The sequence below is a fragment of the Pseudomonas sp. 02C 26 genome (genome assembly GCF_002843585.1).
Lineage (GTDB): Bacteria > Pseudomonadota > Gammaproteobacteria > Pseudomonadales > Pseudomonadaceae > Aquipseudomonas > Aquipseudomonas shirazensis.
Window position 1 is genome coordinate 460403 of sequence record NZ_CP025262.1, and the last position, 22944, is coordinate 483346.

Annotated in this window: 23 protein-coding genes; 12 read left to right on the forward strand and 11 right to left on the reverse strand. The window is 62.8% G+C overall.

All coding sequences use genetic code 11. The features are described 5' to 3' along the window. The first annotated feature begins 575 nt into the window (after positions 1 to 575). From CXQ80_RS02010 to CXQ80_RS02035, 6 genes are all read left to right on the forward strand, one after another. Positions 576 to 1712: a branched-chain amino acid ABC transporter substrate-binding protein gene (locus CXQ80_RS02010; RefSeq protein ID WP_101315983.1), complete on the forward strand. Its 1137-nt coding sequence runs from the start codon at positions 576 to 578 to the stop codon at positions 1710 to 1712. Positions 1713 to 1866: 154 nt separating this feature from the next. After that, on the forward strand, positions 1867 to 2781 hold the full coding sequence (locus tag CXQ80_RS02015; RefSeq protein ID WP_101315985.1) for a branched-chain amino acid ABC transporter permease LivH: 915 nt from the start codon (positions 1867 to 1869) through the stop codon (positions 2779 to 2781). Between the two features lie 2 nt (positions 2782 to 2783). Next, positions 2784 to 4073 carry a high-affinity branched-chain amino acid ABC transporter permease LivM gene (gene livM / locus CXQ80_RS02020; protein WP_101315987.1) on the forward strand — a complete coding sequence of 430 codons (1290 nt, stop codon included), beginning with the start codon at positions 2784 to 2786 and terminating at the stop codon, positions 4071 to 4073. Beyond that, positions 4070 to 4945 carry an ATP-binding cassette domain-containing protein gene (locus CXQ80_RS02025; protein WP_101315989.1) on the forward strand — a complete coding sequence of 292 codons (876 nt, stop codon included), beginning with the start codon at positions 4070 to 4072 and terminating at the stop codon, positions 4943 to 4945. Before livM ends, CXQ80_RS02025 begins: the two co-directional genes overlap by 4 nt. Continuing rightward, positions 4942 to 5658: an ABC transporter ATP-binding protein gene (locus CXQ80_RS02030; RefSeq protein WP_101315991.1), complete on the forward strand. Its 717-nt coding sequence runs from the start codon at positions 4942 to 4944 to the stop codon at positions 5656 to 5658. The genes CXQ80_RS02025 and CXQ80_RS02030 overlap by 4 nt, the downstream gene beginning before the upstream one ends. A 710-nt stretch (positions 5659 to 6368) precedes the next feature. After that, the gene (locus CXQ80_RS02035; protein ID WP_101315993.1) at positions 6369 to 7136 is read left to right on the forward strand and encodes an SDR family oxidoreductase; all 768 of its coding nucleotides are present in this window, start codon (positions 6369 to 6371) and stop codon (positions 7134 to 7136) included. 48 nt (positions 7137 to 7184) lie between these two features. Here CXQ80_RS02035 and CXQ80_RS02040 read toward each other — a convergent pair whose 3' ends face one another. The 3 genes from CXQ80_RS02040 to CXQ80_RS02050 all read right to left on the reverse strand — a co-directional run bounded on the left by CXQ80_RS02040 (position 7185) and on the right by CXQ80_RS02050 (position 9474). After that, positions 7185 to 8294: an AGE family epimerase/isomerase gene (locus CXQ80_RS02040; RefSeq protein ID WP_101315995.1), complete on the reverse strand. Its 1110-nt coding sequence runs from the start codon at positions 8292 to 8294 to the stop codon at positions 7185 to 7187. A gap of 58 nt (positions 8295 to 8352) precedes the next feature. After that, on the reverse strand, positions 8353 to 8985 hold the full coding sequence (gene fabR, locus CXQ80_RS02045) for an HTH-type transcriptional repressor FabR (RefSeq protein WP_101315997.1): 633 nt from the start codon (positions 8983 to 8985) through the stop codon (positions 8353 to 8355). A gap of 123 nt (positions 8986 to 9108) precedes the next feature. Continuing rightward, entirely contained in the window at positions 9109 to 9474 is a 366-nt protein-coding gene (locus CXQ80_RS02050; protein WP_101315999.1) for a hypothetical protein, read from the reverse strand. A 328-nt stretch (positions 9475 to 9802) separates the two neighbouring features. Here CXQ80_RS02050 and CXQ80_RS02055 point away from each other — a divergent pair, with 328 nt between their 5' ends. After that, positions 9803 to 11866 carry an AsmA family protein gene (locus CXQ80_RS02055; protein ID WP_101316000.1) on the forward strand — a complete coding sequence of 688 codons (2064 nt, stop codon included), beginning with the start codon at positions 9803 to 9805 and terminating at the stop codon, positions 11864 to 11866. A gap of 60 nt (positions 11867 to 11926) precedes the next feature. Here the strand turns inward: CXQ80_RS02055 and CXQ80_RS02060 are convergent, their stop codons facing one another. Both CXQ80_RS02060 and osmE read right to left on the reverse strand, forming a co-directional pair. Continuing rightward, entirely contained in the window at positions 11927 to 12457 is a 531-nt protein-coding gene (locus tag CXQ80_RS02060; protein ID WP_101316002.1) for a bacterioferritin, read from the reverse strand. A 43-nt stretch (positions 12458 to 12500) separates the two neighbouring features. Continuing rightward, positions 12501 to 12842 (reverse strand): osmotically-inducible lipoprotein OsmE, encoded by a 342-nt coding sequence (osmE, locus tag CXQ80_RS02065; RefSeq protein WP_101316004.1) that lies wholly within the window; start codon positions 12840 to 12842, stop codon positions 12501 to 12503. A 123-nt stretch (positions 12843 to 12965) separates the two neighbouring features. Here osmE and CXQ80_RS02070 point away from each other — a divergent pair, with 123 nt between their 5' ends. The 3 genes from CXQ80_RS02070 (at position 12966) to CXQ80_RS02080 (ending at position 15286) form a co-directional block, all read left to right on the forward strand. Continuing rightward, positions 12966 to 13856 carry a triacylglycerol lipase gene (locus tag CXQ80_RS02070; RefSeq protein ID WP_101316006.1) on the forward strand — a complete coding sequence of 297 codons (891 nt, stop codon included), beginning with the start codon at positions 12966 to 12968 and terminating at the stop codon, positions 13854 to 13856. A gap of 78 nt (positions 13857 to 13934) precedes the next feature. Continuing rightward, positions 13935 to 14207 (forward strand): PsiF family protein, encoded by a 273-nt coding sequence (locus tag CXQ80_RS02075; protein WP_101316008.1) that lies wholly within the window; start codon positions 13935 to 13937, stop codon positions 14205 to 14207. A 71-nt stretch (positions 14208 to 14278) separates the two neighbouring features. Beyond that, positions 14279 to 15286, forward strand: a complete 1008-nt coding sequence (locus CXQ80_RS02080) for an AI-2E family transporter (protein WP_101316010.1) — start codon at positions 14279 to 14281, stop codon at positions 15284 to 15286. 51 nt (positions 15287 to 15337) lie between these two features. On the opposite strand, the gene CXQ80_RS02085 is transcribed toward CXQ80_RS02080, so the two are convergent. Beyond that, entirely contained in the window at positions 15338 to 16609 is a 1272-nt protein-coding gene (locus CXQ80_RS02085; RefSeq protein WP_101316012.1) for an Hsp70 family protein, read from the reverse strand. A 164-nt stretch (positions 16610 to 16773) separates the two neighbouring features. On the opposite strand from CXQ80_RS02085, the gene cbpA reads away from it, so the two are divergent. Together cbpA and CXQ80_RS02095 are read left to right on the forward strand one after the other, a co-directional pair. Further along, complete coding sequence (gene cbpA / locus CXQ80_RS02090; RefSeq protein ID WP_101316014.1) at positions 16774 to 17736, forward strand: curved DNA-binding protein; 963 nt, start codon at positions 16774 to 16776, stop codon at positions 17734 to 17736. A gap of 2 nt (positions 17737 to 17738) precedes the next feature. Then, entirely contained in the window at positions 17739 to 18044 is a 306-nt protein-coding gene (locus CXQ80_RS02095) for a chaperone modulator CbpM (protein WP_101316016.1), read from the forward strand. 144 nt (positions 18045 to 18188) lie between these two features. Here the strand turns inward: CXQ80_RS02095 and CXQ80_RS02100 are convergent, their stop codons facing one another. The 5 genes from CXQ80_RS02100 to urtB are packed head-to-tail and all read right to left on the reverse strand — an operon-like array spanning position 18189 to position 22899. Next, positions 18189 to 18698: a GNAT family N-acetyltransferase gene (locus tag CXQ80_RS02100; RefSeq protein ID WP_101316018.1), complete on the reverse strand. Its 510-nt coding sequence runs from the start codon at positions 18696 to 18698 to the stop codon at positions 18189 to 18191. A 31-nt stretch (positions 18699 to 18729) separates the two neighbouring features. Further along, positions 18730 to 19428 carry an urea ABC transporter ATP-binding subunit UrtE gene (urtE, locus tag CXQ80_RS02105; protein WP_101316020.1) on the reverse strand — a complete coding sequence of 233 codons (699 nt, stop codon included), beginning with the start codon at positions 19426 to 19428 and terminating at the stop codon, positions 18730 to 18732. Positions 19429 to 19478: 50 nt separating this feature from the next. Further along, complete coding sequence (gene urtD / locus CXQ80_RS02110; protein WP_101316022.1) at positions 19479 to 20336, reverse strand: urea ABC transporter ATP-binding protein UrtD; 858 nt, start codon at positions 20334 to 20336, stop codon at positions 19479 to 19481. After that, positions 20333 to 21412, reverse strand: a complete 1080-nt coding sequence (urtC, locus tag CXQ80_RS02115) for an urea ABC transporter permease subunit UrtC (RefSeq protein WP_101316024.1) — start codon at positions 21410 to 21412, stop codon at positions 20333 to 20335. The genes urtD and urtC overlap by 4 nt, the downstream gene beginning before the upstream one ends. Beyond that, entirely contained in the window at positions 21412 to 22899 is a 1488-nt protein-coding gene (gene urtB, locus CXQ80_RS02120) for an urea ABC transporter permease subunit UrtB (protein WP_101316026.1), read from the reverse strand. Before urtB ends, urtC begins: the two co-directional genes overlap by 1 nt. Between the last annotated feature and the right edge of the window lie 45 nt (positions 22900 to 22944).

The following is a 22944-nucleotide window of genomic DNA, read 5'->3' on the forward strand; positions in this document are numbered from 1 at the left end:
ACTCACAGTTGACCGCACTACCTTTACCTCGCGCGGAGCCTCTGTAGGAGCGGCCTTGTGTCGCGAAAGGCGTGCGCAGCGGGCCCGGCGATTTTGCGGTGCAGCACAAATGCTGGGGCCGCTACGCGACCCTTTCGCGACACAAGGCCGCTCCTACCCCTGACCGTGTCGCGGCTGGTGCGGGCAGGCTTCGCGCAGCCCTGCAACGGGGCTGTAACTGCCAAAACCCGGACGTTTTCGCGCGCAGCGACTAGCCTTGAAACAGTGCCCCCGTAGCAGTCGCGCACCAGCGGTGTGCACTTCGGTGACGTCGACAGTTACCGGCAGGTTGCACGTTGACACTGGTGCTGGTTGCAATGATGGCACTGCTCGGTTGCGCCTATATTGGAGGAATGGTGGCGCCCGCTTCGTTGTAGACGGTTGCACGCTCAATGAACGATGCCCGGCGCCGGCCTCCAGACGGCCAGCCAGGCGTGTTTGCTCGAAATGCAAAGTCAGTGGCACGGCGCTTGCTCTGATCAGCAAGCAGAACGTTGTAGTGCCAACCAAAAAAAAGACTCTAGGAGCACCACCTCATGTCGCAGACGTTTTACAAGAAAGGCTTCCTGGCTCTGGCCGTGGCAACGGCACTGGGTGTTTCTTCGTATGTTCAGGCCGACATCAAGATCGGCGTCGCGGGGCCAATGACCGGGGCCAACGCAGCGTTTGGCGAGCAGTACATGAAAGGTGCGCAGGCTGCGGCCGACGCGATCAACAAGGCCGGTGGGGTCAACGGCGAGCAGATCAAACTGGTAGCCGGCGATGACGCCTGCGAACCGAAACAGGCCGTAGCGGTAGCCAACAAGCTGGTCGACCAGGAGAAAGTGGTTGGCGTGGTCGGGCACTTCTGCTCGTCCAACACCATCCCAGCCTCCGAGGTGTACGACGAGGCCGGCATCATCGCGATCACCCCAGGCTCGACCAACCCGCAGGTCACCGAGCGGGGCCTGTCGGCCATGTTCCGCATGTGCGGGCGTGACGACCAGCAAGGCATCGTTGCCGGCGACTACATCGTTGATGTGCTCAAGGGCAAGAAGGTCGTGGTGCTGCACGACAAGGACACCTATGGCCAAGGCCTGGCCGATGCGACCAAGGCGCAGCTGGAAAAACGCGGCGTAAAACCGGTGCTGTATGAAGGCCTGACCCGCGGCGAGAAAGACTTCAGCGCGGTGGTCACCAAGATCCGTGGCGCCGGCGCCGATGTCGTCTACTTCGGCGGCCTGCACCCGGAAGCCGGTCCGCTGGTACGTCAGCTGCGTGAAGCCGGCCTGAAAGACGTCAAGTTCATGTCCGATGACGGTATCGTCACCGACGAACTGGTCACTACCGCAGGCGGCGCGCAATACGTCGACGGCGTGTACATGACCTTCGGCGCCGACCCGCGTCTGCTGCCAGACAGCAAGGCGGTAGTGGATCAGTTCCGCAAGAACGGCACTGAGCCTGAAGGCTACACCCTGTATGCCTACGCCTCGGTACAGGCCCTGGCTGCTGCATTCAATGGCGCCAAGTCGAACAAGGGCGAAGACGCCGCCAAGTGGCTCAAGGCCAACCCGGTGCAGACCGTCATGGGCGAGAAGACCTGGGACGCCAAGGGTGACCTGAAGATCTCCGACTACGTGGTCTACCAGTGGGATAAAGACGGCAAGTACCACCAGCTGGAAAAACAAAAATAACAACGGCGCAAGGCCCGGGCACAGACTCGGGCCGACGCCCAGGCGGTATCTGTCTTTATCCGTAGATCTGCACCTGTGCTGCACCACGCGGGCCGCCTGACGGCAGCCCCGCTGTGGCCAGCGCAGGGGCGATCTCACTCAGCGAGATTGCGTTATGGATGGTATTTTCCTGCAGCAACTGGTCAACGGCCTGACCCTCGGGTCGGTCTACGGCCTGATCGCCATCGGCTACACAATGGTCTATGGCATCATCGGCATGATCAACTTCGCGCACGGCGAGGTGTATATGATTTCCGCCTACCTGGCGGCAATCAGCCTGGCATTGCTGGCTTATTTCGGTGTCGAATCCTTCCCGCTGCTGATGCTCGGCACGCTGCTGTTCACCGTGGTCGTGACCGGTGTGTACGGCTTCACCATCGAACGTATCGCGTACAAACCCCTGCGTAACTCCACCCGCCTGGCGCCGCTGATCAGCGCTATCGGCATCTCGCTGATCCTGCAGAACTATGCGCAGATCAGCCAGGGCGCTCGCCAGCAAGGCGTGCCGACCCTGCTCGAAGGCGCGCTGCGGGTCGAGGTTGGTAGCGGCTTCGTGCAGCTGACCTACACCAAGATCTTCATTCTGATTGCTGCCTTTGCCGGCATGGCCCTGCTCACCTACGTGATCAAGTACACCAAGCTTGGGCGGATGTGCCGCGCCACCCAGCAAGACCGCAAGATGGCCTCGATTCTGGGTATCAACACCGACCGAGTGATCTCCTACGTATTCGTCATCGGTGCGGTCATGGCCGCCCTGGCTGGCGTGTTGATCACCATGAACTACGGCACCTTCGACTTCTATGCCGGCTTCATCATCGGCATCAAGGCGTTCACCGCCGCGGTGCTCGGCGGCATCGGTTCGCTGCCTGGAGCCATGTTGGGCGGGATCATCCTGGGCATCTCCGAATCACTCTTCGCCGGCCTGATCAACTCCGACTACAAGGACGTGTTCAGTTTCTCGCTGCTGGTGCTGATCCTTATCTTCCGGCCACAAGGCCTGTTGGGCCGCCCGCTCGTGGCTAAGGTGTGAACATGTCTGCTGCCAATTCTGCTTCTTCCGGTTTTGATATCAAACGCAGCCTGATCGAGACCATCGTCGCCGGCCTGCTTGCCCTGATCGTGTTCGGCCCGGTAGTCGGCGTGGTGCTCGATGGCTATACCTTCAACGCCGAGCCCGCCCGTGTGGCCTGGCTGGTCGGCGCGGTGATGGTCGGGCGCTTTGTGCTCAGCCTGTTCTTCCAGAGCGGCACCGGCCAGCGCATGCTGCAGGGCTTCGACAGTGGTGGCTCGGGCGTGCATGTGCTGGCGCCGGACTACAAGTCGCGGCTGCGCTACATCATTCCGGCGCTGATCGTGATCGCCATCGTGTTCCCGATCTTCGCCAACAAGTACCTGCTGACGGTGGTGATTCTCGGCCTGATCTACGTGTTACTGGGCCTTGGCCTGAACATCGTAGTCGGCCTGGCCGGCTTGCTCGACCTTGGCTACGTGGCGTTCTATGCCATCGGCGCCTACGGCCTGGCGCTTGGTTACCAGTACCTCGGCCTGGGCTTCTGGACGGTGTTGCCGCTGGCCGCCATTGCAGCGGCACTGGCCGGCTGCATATTGGGCTTTCCGGTGTTGCGCATGCACGGCGACTACCTGGCGATCGTGACCCTGGGCTTTGGCGAGATCATCCGCCTGGTGCTGAACAACTGGCTGTCCTTCACCGGCGGGCCGAACGGTATGCCGGCGCCATCACCTACCTTCTTCGGCCTGGAGTTTGGCCGCCGGGCCAAGGACGGCGGGGTGCCGTTCCATGAGTTCTTTGGTCTGGACTACAACCCCAACGTGAAATTCCTGTTCATCTACATCGTGCTGTTCCTGGTCGTGCTGGCGGTGCTGTACATCAAACATCGGCTGACCCGGATGCCGGTTGGCCGCGCCTGGGAAGCGCTGCGCGAAGACGAGATCGCCTGCCGCTCGATGGGGCTTAACCACGTGCTGGTGAAACTCTCGGCATTCACCCTGGGCGCTTCTACCGCGGGCCTGGCGGGGGTGTTCTTTGCCACTTACCAAGGCTTCGTCAACCCGTCCTCGTTCACCTTCTTCGAGTCGGCGCTGATCCTCGCCATCGTGGTGCTGGGCGGCATGGGCTCGACCGTTGGCGTGGTGATTGCGGCGTTCGTGTTGACCGTGGCACCCGAGCTGCTGCGCAGCTTCTCGGAATACCGCGTGCTGCTGTTCGGGGTACTGATGGTGCTGATGATGATCTGGCGACCGCGTGGGCTGATCCGGATCAGCCGCACCGGGGTAGTCCCGCGTAAAGGAGTGGCGCCATGAGCGACGAAGTCATTCTCTCGGTCGAACACCTGATGATGCAGTTTGGCGGCATCAAGGCATTGAGCGACGTCAGCCTGCAGGTCAGGCGCAACCAGATCTTTGCCTTGATCGGCCCCAACGGCGCCGGCAAGACCACCGTGTTCAACTGCCTGACCGGCTTTTACAAGGCCAGCGGCGGGCGCATCCAGCTCAACCTGCGCGGTAACCAGACCGACGTGATCCAGTTGCTGGGCGAGCGCTTCCAGCCCAGCGACTTCGTGTCGCCGGCGCGTTTTGCCAGCCGCGTGTACTACAAGATGTTCGGCGGCACCCACCTGGTCAACCGCGCCGGGCTGGCGCGGACCTTCCAGAACATTCGCCTGTTCAAGGAAATGTCCGTGGTGGAGAACCTGCTGGTGGCGCAGCACATGTGGGTCAACCGCAATCTGCTCGCTGGCGTGCTCAACACCAAGAGCTACCGCAAAGCCGAAAGCGATGCGCTGGACCACGCTTTCTACTGGCTCGAAGTGGTTGATCTGGTCGACTGTGCCAACCGCCTGGCTGGCGAATTGTCGTACGGTCAGCAGCGCCGCCTGGAGATCGCCCGGGCCATGTGTACCCGGCCCAAGATCATCTGCCTGGACGAGCCGGCCGCCGGCCTCAACCCGCAGGAAACCGAAGCACTGAGCCGGATGATCCGCGTGCTGCGCGACGAGCACGACATCACCGTGGTGCTGATCGAGCATGACATGGGCATGGTCATGAGCATCTCCGACCATATCGTCGTGCTCGACCACGGTACGGTGATCGCGCAAGGCGCACCGCAGGAAATTCGCCACAACCCGACGGTGATTGCCGCCTACCTGGGTGCAGATGAAGAGGAACTGGTATGAGTGCACCCATTCTCGAGCTGAAGGAGCTGGACGTGTTCTACGGGCCGATCCAGGCCCTGAAAAAGGTCTCGATGCACATCAACGAGGGCGAGACGGTCAGCCTGATCGGCGCCAACGGTGCCGGCAAGTCGACGTTGCTGATGTCGATCTTTGGCCAGCCACGGGCAGCATCCGGGCAAATCCTTTATCGCGGCACCGACATCACCCGCAAATCGCCGCACTTCATCGCTTCCAACGGCATTGCCCAATCGCCGGAAGGGCGCCGGGTGTTCCCCGACATGACCGTCGAGGAGAACCTGATGATGGGCACCATCCCCATCGGCGACAAGCATGCCAGCGAAGACATGCAGCGTATGTACGAGCTGTTTCCGCGGCTCAAGGAGCGCCGCAGCCAGCGGGCCATGACCATGTCTGGCGGCGAGCAGCAGATGCTGGCAATCGCCCGCGCGCTGATGAGCCGGCCCCAACTGCTACTGCTCGATGAGCCATCGTTGGGCCTGGCGCCGATCGTGGTCAAGCAGATCTTTGCCACCCTGCGCGAGCTGGCCCAGAGCGGCATGACCATCTTTCTGGTGGAGCAGAACGCCAACCATGCCTTGAAGCTGTCGGACCGCGCCTATGTGATGGTCAACGGCGAGATCCGCATGACCGGCACCGGCCAGGAGCTGTTGGTCAACGAGGATGTGCGCAACGCCTATCTTGGCGGCCATTGATGGTCAGGGGCCGCCATGCGGCCCCTTCTTTCAGCAAATGTGGACAACTTGTCGCACACCGTTGATTCCGCTTCTTCGAATCCCTCGCCAAGCCCTTGTTTGCATAGGTAGAAACTTGTCCACGGATCGTGTGGAACTGCCTGTGGACAACATGGTGGCACTCTGTTGCAGCCCTTTGTAATCAAGGCTTGTAGAGGTTTGATCATATTTTGATCAATGCCCTTTGGATACCTGTAACGGCGCCCTGATTAGCCCTGCAGCGGACGGATTTCGCGCCTGATCAATCTGTGGATAACTCTGTGCAAAAGCCTTGGACAGACTGCTGCAAGTGGCAGCTAGCATGGCTTTGCTCGACTTAACCTTTATAGGGTGCACGCTGACCCTGTAGGAGCGGCCTTGTGTCGCGAAAGGGCTGCGTAGCGGCCCCACGATTTAGGCAACGGCGCAGAACTGCTGGGGCCGCTACGCGACCCTTTCGCGACACAAGGCCGCTCCTACAGAGACCGCGTCTAAGCTGGTTGCAAGTTGCCCCCAATCGGTGGGGAAAGCCCTGTGGATAACATGCGCATAGCCTGCACCGAGCCTTATACGGCAAGGCTTTGCGCAATGTGTACGTTTTTTGACCAGTCGCTTAAACGGCTTGCTGGCTGGGCCGGCCACGGGCATGCTTCAAGGCCTGCCGACGACACCCCATTGCGAAGGAGAACAGCATGACGTCTACCGTATTCATCACGGGCGCCACTTCCGGTTTCGGCGAGGCCACCGCCCGCCTTTTTGCTGACGCAGGCTGGAAGCTGGTCCTGACCGGCCGCCGTAAAGAGCGCCTGGATGCGCTGTGCGCCGAGTTGTCGGCCAAGACCGACGTGCATGGCATCATGGTCGACGTGCGCGACCGCGCGGCAATGGAGCAGGCCATCGCCAACCTGCCGCCGGCGTTCGACAAGCTGCGCGGGCTGGTCAACAACGCAGGCCTGGCACTGGGTGCAGACCCTGCGCAGAAGTGCGACCTGGACGACTGGGACACCATGGTCGACACCAACATCAAGGGCCTGATGTACACCACTCGCCTGCTCCTGCCGCGGCTGATCGCTCATGGTCGTGGCGCGTCGATCCTCAACGTGGGTTCGGTGGCGGGTAACTATCCATACCCTGGCAGCCACGTCTATGGCGGCACCAAGGCGTTTGTCGGTCAGTTCTCGCTGAGCTTGCGCTGCGACCTGCGTGGCACTGGCGTGCGGGTCAGCAACATCGAGCCAGGCCTGTGCGAAAGCGAGTTTTCGCTGGTGCGCTTCGGTGGCGATCAGTCCAAGTACGATGCAACCTACGCTGGCGCCGAAGCGATCCAGCCGCAGGACATCGCCGAGACCATCTTCTGGATTCTCAACCAGCCGGCGCACATCAACATCAACAGCCTTGAGTTGATGCCGGTGAGTCAGGATTGGGCTGGGTTCTCGATCGATCGCTCGCGCAAAGGCTGAGCGCAGCAACGGGGCCGGCCTGCGGCCCCTTGGTGCGACGCGTAACCGTCAGGCCAGCGCGTCCAGCCCTTGCAGGCAGGTCGCCAGGTGATAGGGCGTGGTCGACGGCATGTCGTGCCGGCTGACCGCGCCGGTGGCGTCCAGGCATTCGCGCCAGCCGCCTGCATGCAGGAACTTGTCCTCCAGCGAGCGTAGCTGTTGCAACAGCTGCTGCTCACTGCCCGGGCGCAATGCCAACGCGCGCAGGTATTCTGCCTTGGCCCAGATACGCTGGGTGGGGTCGAGCACCTTGCCATTGATATCCAGGCTGGCGAGTACCGCCGCATCGATCACGCCATGGCGCTCGGCGTAGTCAAAGCCACGGGCGATCGACCCATGCAGCGCGCTGCTGTTGAGCAGCGGCGATGTTTCGAGCAGGTAGAACCACTCGAACTGATGACCAGGTTCGAACCAGTTATCCACAGCGCCGCGCGGTTTTTCCAGCATCAGGCCGTGCTCGGGCTCGATGAAGTGCGTTTGCAGCGCCTCACACAGTTGCAGCAACGCTTGCTGCACGTCCTGATCGTCGCGTACTGCGAGGGTTTGCAGGAAGGCTTCGGCCAGGTGCATCTGCGGGTTTTGCAGCGGTCCGCTGCCCAGGTCGGCCCAGTCTTCGCCCAGGTTTGCTTCATACAGGCCATCGTCGCGCGCGAAGCGTTCGGCTACCACTTCCAGCGCTGCGTTCAGTGTGGCTTCGACCAGCCCCTCCTGCACCTTGCCCCAGTAATGCGCGCAGGCGAACACGATGAACGCATGGGTGTACAGGTCCTTGCGCCGGTCCAGCGGCTTGCCGGCGGCGTCTACGCTGTAAAACCAGCCGCCGTGTTCGGCATCGTGGAAGTGGCGCTGCAGCGAACGGAACAATGCTGCAGCGCGCTCGGCGGCGCCGGCTTGCTCGATACGGCTGCTGAACAGGTACAACTGACGCGCGACGGCCATCGCCCGGTAGCGCTGCACGGGCAGTGGCTGGTGCTGTTCATCGAGGGCTTCGAAGGGCAGGGCTAGTTCGTCGTTCCAGCCTGGGCCTTGCCACAACGGCACGATGCGTTCAGCGAAGTGCTGACGGAAGCGCTCGAGGCGGGTGCTCAGCTCGGGCAGGGTAGGGCGGGGGTCGGACATGGCAACGCTCGTCGCAATCGGGCAGGGCGCCATGATAGCAGCTAGCGGCCAGGCGCCGTCAGCCAGGGGTGCTCAAACCCTGCCAGTGGCGTGCACCGACAAAGATGAAACGCAGCTGCTGGGTGATCTTCTCCTGCGCGCTGAGCGGCTGGGCGGTGTGCGGGTCAGGGCTGTCGATCAGCTCGGGCAAGGTGGCGAACACGGTCTTGACCACCAGGTCGGCCATCACTTCCAAGGCTGCCGCATCAAGGTGCTTCCAGCGCGGCATCAGGCCGAGGTCAGTGGCAAGGTCGGAACTGATGTGCTGGCGCAGGCGAGCGATGGCCTGGCGCACCGGCTGCGAGCCGCCGTACTGCTCGCGGGCGAGAAACAGGAACTGAGTGCGGTGCGCGGCGACCATGTCGAGAAAGATGCGTACCGAGGCATCGGTGATGCCACCCATTTCAAATTCGTTTTGCCGCACCAGGCGGATCGCGTGGCGGAAGGTCGCGTCGACCTCTTCGACCAAGGCCAGCCCGAGCGCGTCCATGTCGGGGAAGTGCCGATAGAAACCGGTGGGCACGATGCCGGCGGTCTTGGCCACTTCACGCAGGCTGATGCTGCCAAAGCCACGGCCGCTCTCCATCAACTGGCAGGCAGCGTCCAGCAAGGCTTGACGGGTCTGGAGCTTCTGTTCGGCGCGAGGCAGCATGGGGCAGGCTTCTGTGGCTGTACGACGGGGTTATTCTGGATAAAAAAACAAAGCCCGGTCAATGGACCGGGCTTGGAGGGTAGCAGGCGCAATATCGAGGATCGACCTTTTCTGCCATGGCAATCAGCTCACACGGCTGAGTTCAAGCAGACGATCCGAGCCACCTTCGGCTACTCGGCCACTGCGCTCGATCAGACGGTCCGAGCCACCTTCGGCAACACGGCCACTGCGCTCGATCAGACGGTCCGAGCCACCTTCAGCGACGCGGCCACTGCGTTCGATCAGGCGATCAGAGCCTCCTTCGGCGACACGGCCACTGCGTTCGATCAGACGGTCCGAGCCACCTTCGGCAAGGGTGTTCAAAGGCTGCACGGCGGCCGCGTCGCTGGAGCGCGATTCGGCGGTCAGGTGCTGCTCCTGACCAGGCAAGGCGAAGGCACTGGTGGCCGAGATGGACAGGGCAAGGCTAAGCAGTAATTGGCGTTTCATGATCAGGGCGCTCCTCTGGAGGGCTGGAAAGTGGGTACGAAGCCAATGCTACCCGCCGCACCGCCAGAGAAAAGTTCATAAGGATAATGGTAACAATCGACAGGATTGATACTGTTGCAGCAGCGGCTCTAGCCCAGGCATTTCGGCTCCGCGCGCATGCCACTGAGCAGCTTGGTAACCAGTCAATCTCACGGCAAAGCTGATGAGGTCGTCAGAAAATTCTTGGCTAGAATGCGCCATGGATTAAACCCAGCGGCTTTTCATCAGTCCCACTTGTTAAGTGTCACCGTCGTGGCGCCATGAGCCATGCAGTCAGGAGAATCACGCAATGACGCGCCCCGCCAGAATCATCACCTGGACCCTCGCCACACTGATCACCTTGCTGGCGATCCTGGTGGTGGTGATCGCCACCTTCGACTGGAACCGCGCCAAGCCGCTGCTCAACGAGAAAGTCTCCGCCGCCTTGCAGCGACCGTTCGCCATCAACGGCAACCTCGCCGTCAAATGGCGCACCGAGCCTGAAGAAGGCGGCTGGCGCGCCTGGGTGCCGTGGCCGCACTTCATTGCCGAGGACCTGACCCTGGGCAATCCGGAGTGGCTCAAACAGCCGCAGATGGTCGGCCTGGAGAAGGTCGAATTTCGTCTGTCACCGCTGCCGCTGATCTTTCAGCACATTGTCATCCCACGCATCAACCTGACCAAACCCAATGCCAGCCTGACCCGCCTGGCCGATGGCCGCGCCAACTGGACGTTCGATTTCGGGCCAAAGGATGAAAACGCCGAACCGTCGAAATGGGTGCTGGATATCGGCGCCATCGGTTTTGATCAGGGCAATGTCAGCTACAACGACCAGATCCTCAAGGCCGACATGAAGGTGCAGATCGACCCGCTGGGCAAGCCAATCCCGTTCAGCGAGATCGTCGGCAAGGCCCGCGCCGAGAAGAGCGCCGGCGCCCAGGACTACGCTTTTGGCCTCAAGGCCAGCGGCCGCTACAAGGATCAGCCGGTGTCCGGCACTGGCAAGATCGGTGGCCTGCTGGCGCTGCAGGACGCCAGCCAGCCGTTCCCGTTGCAGGCCGACGTGCGTATTGCCGACACCCATGTGGTGGTCGCCGGCACCCTGACCGACCCGCGTAACCTGGGCGCGCTGGACCTGCGCCTGAAGCTGTCCGGCGCTAGCCTTGGCAACCTCTACCCGCTGACTGGCGTGACCCTGCCGGACACACCTGCGTACTCCACCGACGGCCATCTGCTGGCCAACCTGCACGCTGCCGAGGGTGCGCGGTTCAGCTATGAAGGTTTCAACGGCAAGATCGGCGACAGCGACATTCATGGCGATCTGGCCTTTGTCGCGAGCAAGCCGCGGCCCAGACTGAGCGGCAAGCTGGTCTCCAATCAGCTGCTGTTCAAGGACCTTGCGCCGTTGATCGGCGCTGACTCCAACGCCGAGCAAAAGGCCCGTGGCGGTGCCAGCAAGCAGCCAGGCGACAAAGTGCTGCCGGTCGAAGAGTTTCGGACCGAGCGCTGGCGGGCAATGGATGCCGACGTCAGCTTCAGCGGCAAGCGCATCGTGCACAGCTCCAAGTTGCCGTTCAACGACCTGGCCGTGCACCTGATCCTCGATGACGGCCTGTTGCGCCTGCAGCCGCTGCGCTTTGGCGTAGCCGGGGGCAATCTCGCCGCCAACATCCGCCTGGATGGCCGTAACGTGCCGATGCAGGGCCGGGCCCGGCTGACCGCGCGTGGCTTCAAGCTCAAGGAACTGTTCCCAGGCTTTGCGCCGATGCAGACCAGCTTTGGCCAGCTCAACGGCGATGCCGATATCAGCGGCCGTGGTAATTCGGTTGCGGCGCTGCTCGGCACCGCCAACGGCGACATGCGCATGCTGATCAACGATGGCGCGATCAGCCGTGAGCTGATGGAACTCGCCGGCCTCAACGTCGGTAACTATGTGGTCGGCAAATTGTTCGGCGACAAGGATGTGCAGATCAACTGCGCGGCCGCCGATGTCGGCATCAAGGACGGCCTGGCGAGCACACGCGTGTTTGTCTTCGATACCGAGAACGCGATCATCTATGTCGATGGCACGGTCAACTTCGCCAGTGAGCAGCTCGACCTGAAGGTCACCCCGGAGTCCAAGGGCCTGCGCCTGTTCTCGCTGCGCTCGCCGCTGTATGTGCGCGGCAAGTTCGTCAAACCCAGTGCTGGTGTGCAGGCGCTGCCGCTGGCCCTGCGTGGCGCCGGTATGGTTGCCCTGGGCGTTGCGATTGGCCCGGCAGCAGGGCTGCTGGCGCTGATTGCACCGGGTGACGGCGAGCAGAATCAATGCACGCCATTGCTTGAGCAAATGAAAGCCGGCAAGGCGCCGGCTGAGGTCAAGACGAAGAAGTGAGGCGGGTTCGTTATCGGCCTCTGCACCGCAGGTTGCGGGCAGAGGCCAGAGGCTAGCGAATCACAGACCCTTGAGCAGGTCGGCCATGTCGTCGGCGTGCTCTTCTTCCTGGGCCAGGATGTCTTCGAAGATGCGCCGGGTGGTCGGGTCGCTCTCGCCGATGTACTGGATGATCTCGCGGTAGCTGTCGACCGCGATGCGTTCAGCCACCAGGTCTTCCAGCACCATCTCCTTCAGCGAGTTGCCCGCGACGTACTGCGCGTGGGAGTTCTTGCTCAGGTTGTCCGGATTGAAGTCCGGCTCGCCGCCCAGCTGGACAATACGCTCGGCCAATTTGTCGGCGTGTTCGGCTTCCTGGGTGGCGTGCTCGAGGAACTCGTCAGCTGCTGCTGCCGCCTTGATCCCGCTGGCCATGAAGTAGTGGCGCTTGTAGCGCAGTACGCAGACCAGCTCGGTTGCCAGCGACTCGTTGAGCAGCTGGATGATCTTCTCGCGGTCGGCGCTATAGCCTTCGGTCACGGCGCCGTCTTCAACGTGCTGGCGGGCGCGTTCGCGCAAGGTGTGTTTATCGGTCAGTTCAACGTTGCTCATGCTTATCTCCGAGATATCAGGGTTGTCAGGGCTTCAGGAAGACTCAGGCGCCAGTTGCGGCTTTCTTGTCTTCTTCTCGTTGTTTGCAGGTCTTGAAGCCTTTGGCATCGACGTGGCCGGTGGCATCGAAGCGCACGTAGTAGGGCTGCTGATGGCCATCACGGTTGAGGATGTAGTCGTTGCAGGTGCCGCCGTTGGGCAGGTCAATGACCATCGACGGGCTGCCACCGATGGCGATTACCTTCTGCATGGTCATGCCGTTCTCGACCTGCTTGACCAGCGGCTCGTCGCGGTAGGTAACGTAGTCCACCGGGTTTTCCGGACGGCTGCCGCAGGCGGCCAGGGTTGCGCTGGCCAGAAGGATTGCCAAAGTCTGTTTGTACATGGTCCCGCTCCTTGCTCAGGGTGTGTGCAGGATTGGAACCGCAGCGCGGCTCAGGAGTTCGATTGTGGCTGTCATCTACCCCGCGTTAGTGTTGGCGCACGGCCAAACCCGAGGAGAACGGCAATGAAACAGGATCTGGCGACGCGATACCCGGTGGTGCTGGTGCCGGGCATGCTCGGTTTTGTCCGGCTGCTGGTTTATCCCTACTGGTTCGGCATCGTGTCGGCGCTGCGCCGCGGCGGGGCCAAGGTCTATCCGGTGCAGGTGTCGCCGCTGCATTCCAGCGAGGTGCGTGGCGAGCAGCTGTTGGCGATCATCGAAGACATCTGCCAGCGCAGCGGCGCCGCCAAGGTCAACCTGATCGGCCACAGCCAGGGCGCACTCAGCGCGCGCTATGCCGCTGCCAAGCGGCCAGACCGGGTTGCCTCGGTGACATCGGTGGCCGGGCCCAATCACGGCTCGGAGCTGGCCGACCACCTCGAACGCACGGCGCCCGGGCACTCGCTTAAAGGGCGTGTGCTGCGCGTCGTGTTGCACGGCCTGGCGCGGTTGATGGGCTGGCTGGAAACGGGCTGGCGCCGTGAGCGGCTGCCGATCGACGTGCACGCGTCGCATCAGTCGCTGACCTGCGCGGGTGTGGCGCTGTTCAACCAGGCTTATCCACAGGGCCTGCCGCAGGAGTGGGGCGGCGAGGGCGCCTATGAGGTCAATGGCGTGCGCTACTACTCGTGGTCGGGCACGCTGCAGCCAGGCCTGACCGACCAGGGCCGCAACCGCTTTGACGGCAGCAACCGCTTCTGTCGCCTGTTCGCCCGCAGCTTCGTCCGCGAGAAAGGCCAGTGCGACGGCATGGTCGGGCGCAACAGTTCGCACCTGGGCCAGGTGCTGGGCGATGACCACCCGCTGGATCATCTGGACATCGTCAACCAGTCACTTGGTGCGGTGGGCAAGGGGGCTGAGCCGGTGCGGCTGTTTACCGAGCATGCCGCGCGCTTGAAAGCCGCGGGGCTCTGATGGCGCTGGCACGCGAAAATAGTTGGCTACACTCAGGCTTGGATCCGTGCATTGGGCGCGGAACAAGGAGACCACTCCATGAAGCGACTGCAAGCGCCATTGCTGGTATTGGGCATGTTGATCTGCGCGCAGGGCTTTGCCGCCACCGCCCAGCAGGAAAAGATGAAGAGCTGCAACGCCGACGCCACTGCGCAGACCCTCAAGGGTGATGAGCGCAAGGCATTCATGAGCAAGTGCCTGAAGGTCACCCAGCAGGAGAAAATGACCCGCTGCAACGCCACCGCCACCGAGAAGACCCTCAAGGGTGACGAGCGCAAAGCATTCATGAGTACCTGCCTGAAGAAGAAATGAGCTGTATCTATGTTTGCGCGCCGAAGGCTGGCAGACTGCGATTCTTTTCTGCTGTCTGCCCCTGAGGCTGTATGACTTTCACCCCTCGCCAGGTCACCCTGGCCAGCTGGATCATCGTCTTTGCCGGCCTGTTGCTGGCCCTGCCGCTGAAGTTGTTGCCAAGCCTGCTCGCCGGCCTGCTGGTGTTCGAACTGGTCAATATGCTTACCCCGCGGCTACAGCCGATCATTGCCGGGCAGCGCGCGCGCTGGCTGGCGGTGGCGTTGCTGGGCACGCTGGTGGTGATCAGCCTGACGTTGCTGATTGCGGGCGCGTTCAGCTTCTTACTGCATGAAGCGGAGAACCCTGGCGCCTCGCTGGACAAGTTCATGCTGCTGGTGGAGCAGGCGCGTAGCCAGTTGCCACCGTTCATCGAAGGCTACCTGCCGGCCAGTGCGGCCGAGTTCAAGGTGGCGATTGGCGAATGGCTGAGAAGCCACCTCGGTGAGTTGCAGCTGGTTGGCAAGGGCATGGCGCACATGTTCGTCACCCTGCTGATCGGGATGATCCTCGGTGCCATCGTTGCCTTGCAGCGCATCCCCGATATCTCCCGGCGCAAGCCACTGGCAGCGGCGATGTTCGAACGGCTGGCGCTGCTGGTGCAGGCGTTTCGCAATATCGTCTTCGCCCAGATCAAGATCTCGCTGCTCAACACCTTCTTCACCGGGATCTTCCTCGCAGTGGTGCTGCCGCTGTTCGGCGTACACCTGCCGCTGACCAAGACCCTGATCGTGCTGACCTTCCTGCTCGGCCTGCTGCCGGTGATCGGCAACCTGATGTCGAACACGCTGATCACCATCGTCGGCTTGTCGCTGTCGATCTGGGTGGCGTTGGCGGCGCTGGGCTATCTGATCGTTATCCACAAGGTCGAGTACTTCCTCAACGCGCGGATCGTCGGCGGCCAGATCAGGGCCAAGTCGTGGGAGTTGCTGCTGGCGATGCTGGTGTTCGAGGCCGCGTTCGGCTTGCCGGGAGTGGTGGCCGGGCCGATCTATTATGCGTATCTGAAAAGTGAGCTGCGCCGCGCCGAGCTGGTGTGAGGGGCAGGCCTGACAGCACGCGCTAACGCGCTGCCAGGCTTGCGCTGAGGCTTACAGCGCGCCGTAACGCTTGCGCGCTTCGATCGCCAGGCCGCTGCCGATGCTGCCGAAGATATTGCCTTCGACGTGGCGAGCATTGGGCAGCATCGCCGCAACGCTGTTGCGCAGCGCCGGGATGCCGCTGGAGCCACCGGTGAAGAACACCGTGTCGACCTGGCCCTCAGTGACGCCAGCCTTGTTCAGCAATTCGCTGACGCTGCCGCGGACCCGTTGCAGCAGGCCGCCAATGGCGTCTTCGAACAACCCGCGGGTCAGCTCGACGGTCAGTTCCGGTTCGACCCGGCGCATGTCGATCTGGCGGCTGGGCTGGTCGGTCAGCTCGATCTTGCTGGCCTCGATCTCCATCGCCAGCCAGTGCCCGGCACGCTGCTCGATCAGCTTGAACAGACGATCGATGCCCAGCGCGTCTTCGATGTCATAGCGCATGTTGCCCAGCGCCAGCTGTGATTTCTGCGAATACACGGCGTTGATGGTGTGCCAGGTGGCCAGGTTCAAGTGGTAGCTGGTCGGCATCAGCGCACCGCTCTTCATCTTGCTGCCGTAGCCGAACAGCGGCATCACGCCTTGCAGGCTCAACTGCTTGTCGAAGTCGGTACCGCCAATGTGCACACCGCCGGTGGCGAGAATGTCACTCTGGCGCTCGGCCAGATGGTGGCGATCGGGCGACAGGCGAATCAGGGTGAAGTCGGAGGTACCACCGCCGATATCGACGATCAGTACCAGCTCTTCGCGGCTGATGCCGGACTCGTAATCGAAGGCCGCAGCAATTGGCTCGTACTGGAACGACACGTCCTTGAAGCCGATCTTGCGCGCTACGTCGGCAAGGGTGTCTTCGGCTTCCTGGTCGGCCGCCGGGTCATCGTCGACGAAGAATACCGGGCGGCCCAGCACGACTTGCTCGAAGCTGCGGTCGGCGTCGGCTTCGGCGCGTTTTTTCAGCTCGCCGATGAACATCCCGAGCAGGTCCTTGAACGGCAGGGCAGTGCCGAGCACGCTAGTGTCGTGCTTGATCAGCTTGGAACCGAGCAGGCTTTTGAGCGAGCGCATCAGGCGCCCTTCGTAGCCTTCGAGGTATTCGTGCAGGGCCAGGCGGCCGTACACCGGGCGACGCTCCTCGATATTGAAGAACACCACCGAGGGCAAGGTGATCTTGCCTTGCTCGAGGGCGATCAGCGACTCGGCACCCGGGCGGTGCCAGCCGACCGTGGAGTTGGAGGTGCCAAAATCGATGCCCAGGGCACGGGCCGGGGATACGTCGGACATGGACAATTTACTTCCGGAGGCAAAACGGCCGCGCAGTTTATGCCCTTTGCCAGCAGAATCAAGACCAGTCGTCTGCTCCACGGCAACCCCAAACCGCCCTTGAAAGGCTATGCTTGGTCCCTATCTTCAGATGCAACACGCAAATTCACACTGGTGATCCATAGATGGACTTCAAAGACTATTACAAGATACTCGGCGTAGAGCCCACCGCGGACGACAAGGCGATCAAGGCCGCGTACCGCAAGCTGGCCCGCAAGTATCACCCCGATGTCAGCAAGGAGCGCGATGCCGAGGACAAGTTCAAAGAGGCCAACGAGGCCTACGAAGTGCTTGGTGACGCGCAGAAACGCGCTGAATTCGACGAGATCCGCAAGTATGGCGGCCAGCACGGCCGGCCGTTCCAGGCCCCGCCCGGCTGGCAGGGTCGCGGCGCTGGCGCGGACAATGGTTTCGAAGGCGGCGACTTCTCCGACTTCTTCAGCTCGATCTTTGGCGCACGTGGCGGCAGCCCGTTCGGACGCGGACAGCAGCAACAGCAACGCAGTGCGGGCAGACGAGGGCAGGACGTGGAACTGGAGCTGGCGGTTTTCCTTGAGGAAACCCTGAACAAAGAATCCAAGCAGATCAGCTTCCAGATCCCGCAGACCAACGCCGCCGGGCAGCGCACCGGGTTCACCACCAAGACCCTCAACGTCAAGATCCCGGCCGGGGTCACCGACGGCGAGCGCATCCGCCTCAAGGGCCAGGGTGCGCCAGGGGTTGGCGGTGGTGCCAATGGCGACCTGTTCCTGACCATTCGCATGGCGCCGCATCCGCTGTTCGATGTCGAAGGCCATGACCTGATCATCACCGTGCCGCTGGCGCCGTGGGAAGCTGCACTGGGCACCAAGGTCGCGGTACCGACCCTGACCGGCAAGATCAACCTGACCATCCGCCCCGACAGCCAGAGCGGCCAGCGCCTGCGCGTCAAAGGCATGGGCTTGAGCAACAAGCAGGGCGAGCGCGGTGATCTGTACGCGCAATTGAAGGTGGTCATGCCGACCCAGTCGGACGACGCTACCCGTGAACTGTGGGCCAAGCTTGCCGAGAAGGCCGCGTTCAACCCGAGGACTCAATGGAGTAGTTGATCATGAGCAGCACCCTGATCGTTCAACTGGACATGCGCACCCTCTGCCAGGAAGCCGATATCACGGCTGACTGGGTGATCGAAATCGTCGAGCACGGCATTGTTCAACCATCGGGGCGAACGCCGGACGACTGGCTGTTCGACGACCGCGCGCCGGTAACGCTCAAGCGCGCGGTCAAGCTGCATCAGGAGCTGGAACTGGAGTGGGAAGGCGTGGCGCTGGCGCTGGAGTTGCTGGAAGAAGTGCAGCACCTGCGCAGCGAGAACAGCATGCTGCGCCAGCGTTTGGGGCGGTTTACCCAGATGTGATCCGCCGCAGAACTATCGGCTGGCGCGTACCTGTAGGAGCGGCCTTGTGTCGCGAAAGGCCCGCAAAGCGGGCCCGGCGATGTCAGCGGCGGAGCTGAAATTTTTGGCGCCGCTGCGCGACCCTTTCGCGACACAAGGCCGCCCCTACAGGTGCGCGGGGTTCAGGATCAGCTGCATGAAGGTCAGGTCCAGCCAACGGCCAAACTTGATGCCGACCTGCGGCATCTGCCCGGTCACAACGAACCCCAGCCGCTCATGCAACCGCACCGACGCTGCATTGCCGCTCTCGATCGCAGCCACCATCACATGCTTGCCGCTCTCACGCGCACGCTCGATCAGTGCCGCCATCAGCAACGGCCCCAGGCCCTTGCCGCGTTGATCATCGCGTACATACACCGAATGCTCGACGGTGTGCCGAAAACCCTCGAATGGGCGCCAGTCGCCAAACGATGCATAGCCCAGCACGCCGCTGTCATCGGCTACCACCAGAATCGGATAGCCCTGCTCAGCCCGCGCCGCAAACCAGGTCTGGCGGTTGGCCAGGTCCACCGGGGTCTCGTTCCAGATCGCCGTGGTATTGCGCACGGCATCGTTGTAGATGGCGAGAATGCCCGGTACATCAGCAGCCTGGGCATCGCGAATCGGGTAGCTCATGACAACGTCTCGCAGAAGGATTGCCTGCAGATTAAATGGTTACCAACCCGCGCACACCTTCAGCCTGCATGTTTTCGCCACGGCCCTGCTGGATGATCTCGCCGCGGGCCATCACCAGGTACTGGTCGGCCAGTTCCTCGGCAAAGTCATAGAACTGCTCGACCAGCAAAATGGCCATGTCGCCGCGGTCCGCCAGCTTGCGAATCACCGCGCCGATTTCCTTGATCACCGACGGCTGGATGCCTTCGGTAGGCTCGTCGAGGATCAGCAAGCGTGGCCGGCTGGCCAGGGCACGACCGATGGCCAGCTGCTGTTGCTGGCCGCCGGACAAGTCACCGCCACGGCGCTGCTTCATCTGCTCGAGCACCGGGAACAGTTCGTAGATAAACGCCGGCACCTCCCGCGCCTCGCGGGCCGGGAAACGTGACAGGCCCATCAGCAGGTTTTCTTCAACGGTCAGCCGGGCAAAGATCTCCCGCCCTTGTGGCACATAAGCGATGCCGGCATGCACCCGTTGCTGCGGCTTGAGCGTGGTGATCGGCTGGTCTTCCCAGTGCACGCTGCCTTCCCGCGCCGGCACCAGCCCCATCAAACAGCGCAGCAAGGTAGTCTTGCCGACCCCATTGCGCCCGAGCAGGCAGGTCACTTCACCGATCTTGGCCTCGAATGACAGGCCACGCAGGATATGGCTGCCGCCGTAGTACTGATGCAGGGTATCGATTTTCAGCATGTGCAAATCCTTGAGCGCAACGGTTGGCGCGGTCTGTTGGCAAACAACGATCAGCGGCCCAGGTAAACCTCGATCACCCGCTCATCCGCCTGCACCTGCTCCAGCGAGCCTTCGGCCAGCACGCTGCCTTGGTGCAGCACGGTGACGTGGTCGGCGATGCTGCCGACAAAGCCCATGTCGTGCTCCACCACCATCAGCGAATGGCTGCGCGCGAGGCCCTTGAACAGCTCGGCGGTGAACTCGGTTTCGGCATCGGTCATGCCTGCCACCGGCTCATCGAGCAGCAACAGTTGCGGCTCCTGGACCAACAGCATGCCGATTTCCAGAAACTGTTTTTGCCCGTGCGACAGCAGCCCGGCCTGGCGCTGGGCCAAAGGCAGCAGGCGCAACTGGGTCAACACTGAGTCGATGCGCTCGCGCTGCTCGGATGACAGCCGCGAGGCCAGGCTAGCCCATACCGACTTGTCGGTCTTGAGCGCCAGTTCGAGGTTTTCACAGACGGTCAGCGCCTCGAACACCGTCGGCTTCTGGAACTTGCGACCTATGCCGGCCTGGGCGATCTGGTATTCGCTCATGCGGGTCAGGTCGAGGGTGTCGCCGAAAAACGCCGTGCCGGTGTCCGGGCGGGTCTTGCCGGTGATCACGTCCATCATGGTGGTCTTGCCGGCACCATTGGGGCCGATGATGCAGCGCAGCTCGCCAACCCCGATGTACAGGTTCAGCGCATTGAGCGCCTTGAAACCATCGAAGCTGACGCTGATGTCTTCCAGGCTCAGCACCGTGCCGTGACGCACATCCAGGCCTTTGCCGCGGCGCTGGCCGAGGCCGATCGCATCGCGCCCGGCGCCGATCTGGTCGAATACCGGTTCGAGCATGAATTCCGGGTGTACCGGTGGGATGCCTCTCATGGCTGGTTCCTTTTCTTCAACAGGCCGACCACGCCTTTGGGCAGGTACAGGGTGACGATGATGAACAGCGCGCCGAGGAAGAACAGCCAGAACTCCGGGAAGGCCACGGTGAACCAGCTCTTCATGCCATTGACCAGGCCCGCTCCGAGCAGTGGCCCGATCAACGTGCCGCGTCCGCCCAGTGCTACCCATACGGCAGCCTCGATGGAGTTGGTCGGCGACATTTCACTGGGGTTGATGATGCCCACCTGCGGTACGTACAACGCCCCGGCCAGGCCGCACAGCACGGCGCTGAGCACCCACACCAGCAGCTTGAAACCGCGCGGGTCATAGCCGCAGAACATCAGCCGGTTTTCCGCATCACGCAGTGCCGTCAGCAGGCGGCCGAACTTGCTCTGGGTCAGCCGCCAGCACAGGTACAGGCTGGCCAGCAGCAGGCCGACGGTGAGCAGGAACAACACCGCCCGGGTGCCTTGCGCGGCGACGTCGAAGCCGGCAATGGTGCGGAAGTTGGTGAAGCCGTTGTTGCCGCCAAAGCCGGTTTCGTTACGGAAGAACAGCAGCATGCCGGCGAAGGTCAGCGCCTGGGTCATGATCGAGAAGTACACGCCCTTGATCCGTGAGCGGAAGGCGAACCAACCGAACACCAGCGCGAGCAGGCCCGGAGCCAGCACTACCAGACACAGCGCCCAGGCGAGATGCTGGGTGCCGGCCCAGAACCATGGCAGCTCGGTCCACGACAGAAAGGTCATGAACGCCGGCAGGCCGTCACCCGCCGCCTGGCGCATCAGGTACATGCCCATGGCGTAGCCGCCGAGGGCGAAGAACAATCCATGCCCCAGCGAAAGCATGCCGGCGTAGCCCCACACCAGGTCCAGCGCCAGCGCGACAATGGCGTAACAAAGGATCTTGCCGACCAGCGTCAGGGTGTAGGCCGACACCTGCAGCGAGTGCTCTGCCGGCAGCAACGACAACAGCGGCAAGGCCAGCAAAAGCAGGACAACAACGATGCCGATGGCCAGCGACAGGCGCGGCCCGGCCTTTTGTGCGGCGGTGACAAGCAGTGGCTGGTTCATCAGTCGATTACCCGTCCCTTGAGAGCGAACAAGCCTTGCGGGCGCTTCTGAATGAACAGGATGATCAGCGCAAGGATAAGGATCTTGCCCAGCACCGCACCGATCTGCGGCTCGAGCAGTTTGTTGGCGATGCCCAGGCCGAACGCGGCCCACAGCGTGCCGGCAAGCTGGCCGACGCCACCGAGTACCACCACCAGGAACGAGTCGATGATGTAGCTCTGGCCAAGGTCCGGGCCGACGTTGCCGACCTGGCTCAGGGCCACCCCGCCAAGGCCGGCGATGCCCGAGCCAAGGCCGAAGGCGAGCATGTCGACGCGGCCGGTGGAGACCCCGCAGCAGGCAGCCATGTTGCGGTTCTGGGTGACCGCGCGCACGTTCAGCCCCAGCCGGGTGCGGTTGAGCAGCAGCCAGGTCAGCAGCACCACCGCCAGGGCAAAGCCGATGATCACCATGCGGTTGTAGGGCAGTACCAGATTCGGCAGCACTTGAATCCCGCCGGACAGCCACGCCGGGTTGGCTACCTCGACGTTCTGCGCGCCGAACAGCAGGCGGATCGCCTGGATCAGGATCAGGCTGATGCCCCAGGTCGCCAGCAGGGTTTCCAGTGGGCGACCGTACAGATGACGGATCACTGTGCGCTCCAGCGCCATACCGACCCCGGCACTGACGGCAAACGCCACCGGCAGGGCGATCAGCGGGTAGAACTCGATGGCGCCTGGCGCGTAGCGCTGCAGCAGTACCTGGACCATGTAGGTGCTGTAGGCGCCGAGCATGAGCATCTCGCCGTGGGCCATGTTGATCACCCCAAGCAAGCCGAAGGTGATCGCCAGGCCCAGTGCTGCCAGCAGCAGGATCGAGCCCAGCGACAGGCCGCTGAAGGCCTGCCCGAGCAGTTCACCGATCAGCAGCTTGCGCTTGACCTGGGCCAGGCTGGTTTCGGCGGCGGTGCGCACGGCGGCGTCGGTCTCGACACCGGGCTGCAACAGCGCTTCAAGACGGGTGCGGGCCAAAGGGTCGCCGGTTTCGCCGAGCAGACGCACGGCGGCCAGGCGTACCGAGGGCTCGCTGGCGACCAGTTGCAGGTTGGCCAGGGCCAGGCCCAGAGCGGCATGCACCGCTGGGTCTGACTCATTGGCGAAGCGCCGGTCGAGAAACGCCACCTGTGCCGGCTGGGCGCTGCGTTGCAGTTCGCCAGCCGCGGCCAGCCGCACGCGGGCGTCATCGCTGAGCAACTGATGGCTGGCCAGGGCATTGTCGATCAGGCCGCGCAGACGGTTGTTCAGGCGCAGCTTGCGCGTGTCGCCGTCGGCGATCCGGCCTTGTTTCAGCGCGGTCAGCAGCGCCAGCCGCGCAGGCTCTGGCTGGGCTGCCCAGTCCTGCAGCAGGCGGGCCTGGTCTGCGGGCTTGGCAGCGTAGAAGAGGTCGCCCTCGCTGGCCTGGGTTGCCAGCGGCAGCAGCAGGAGCAGGGCGAGCAGGAATCTGAGCATTGGTTGATCCTGTTGTGTCAGGGGGAGGCGAGGGCTGCGCGCTCG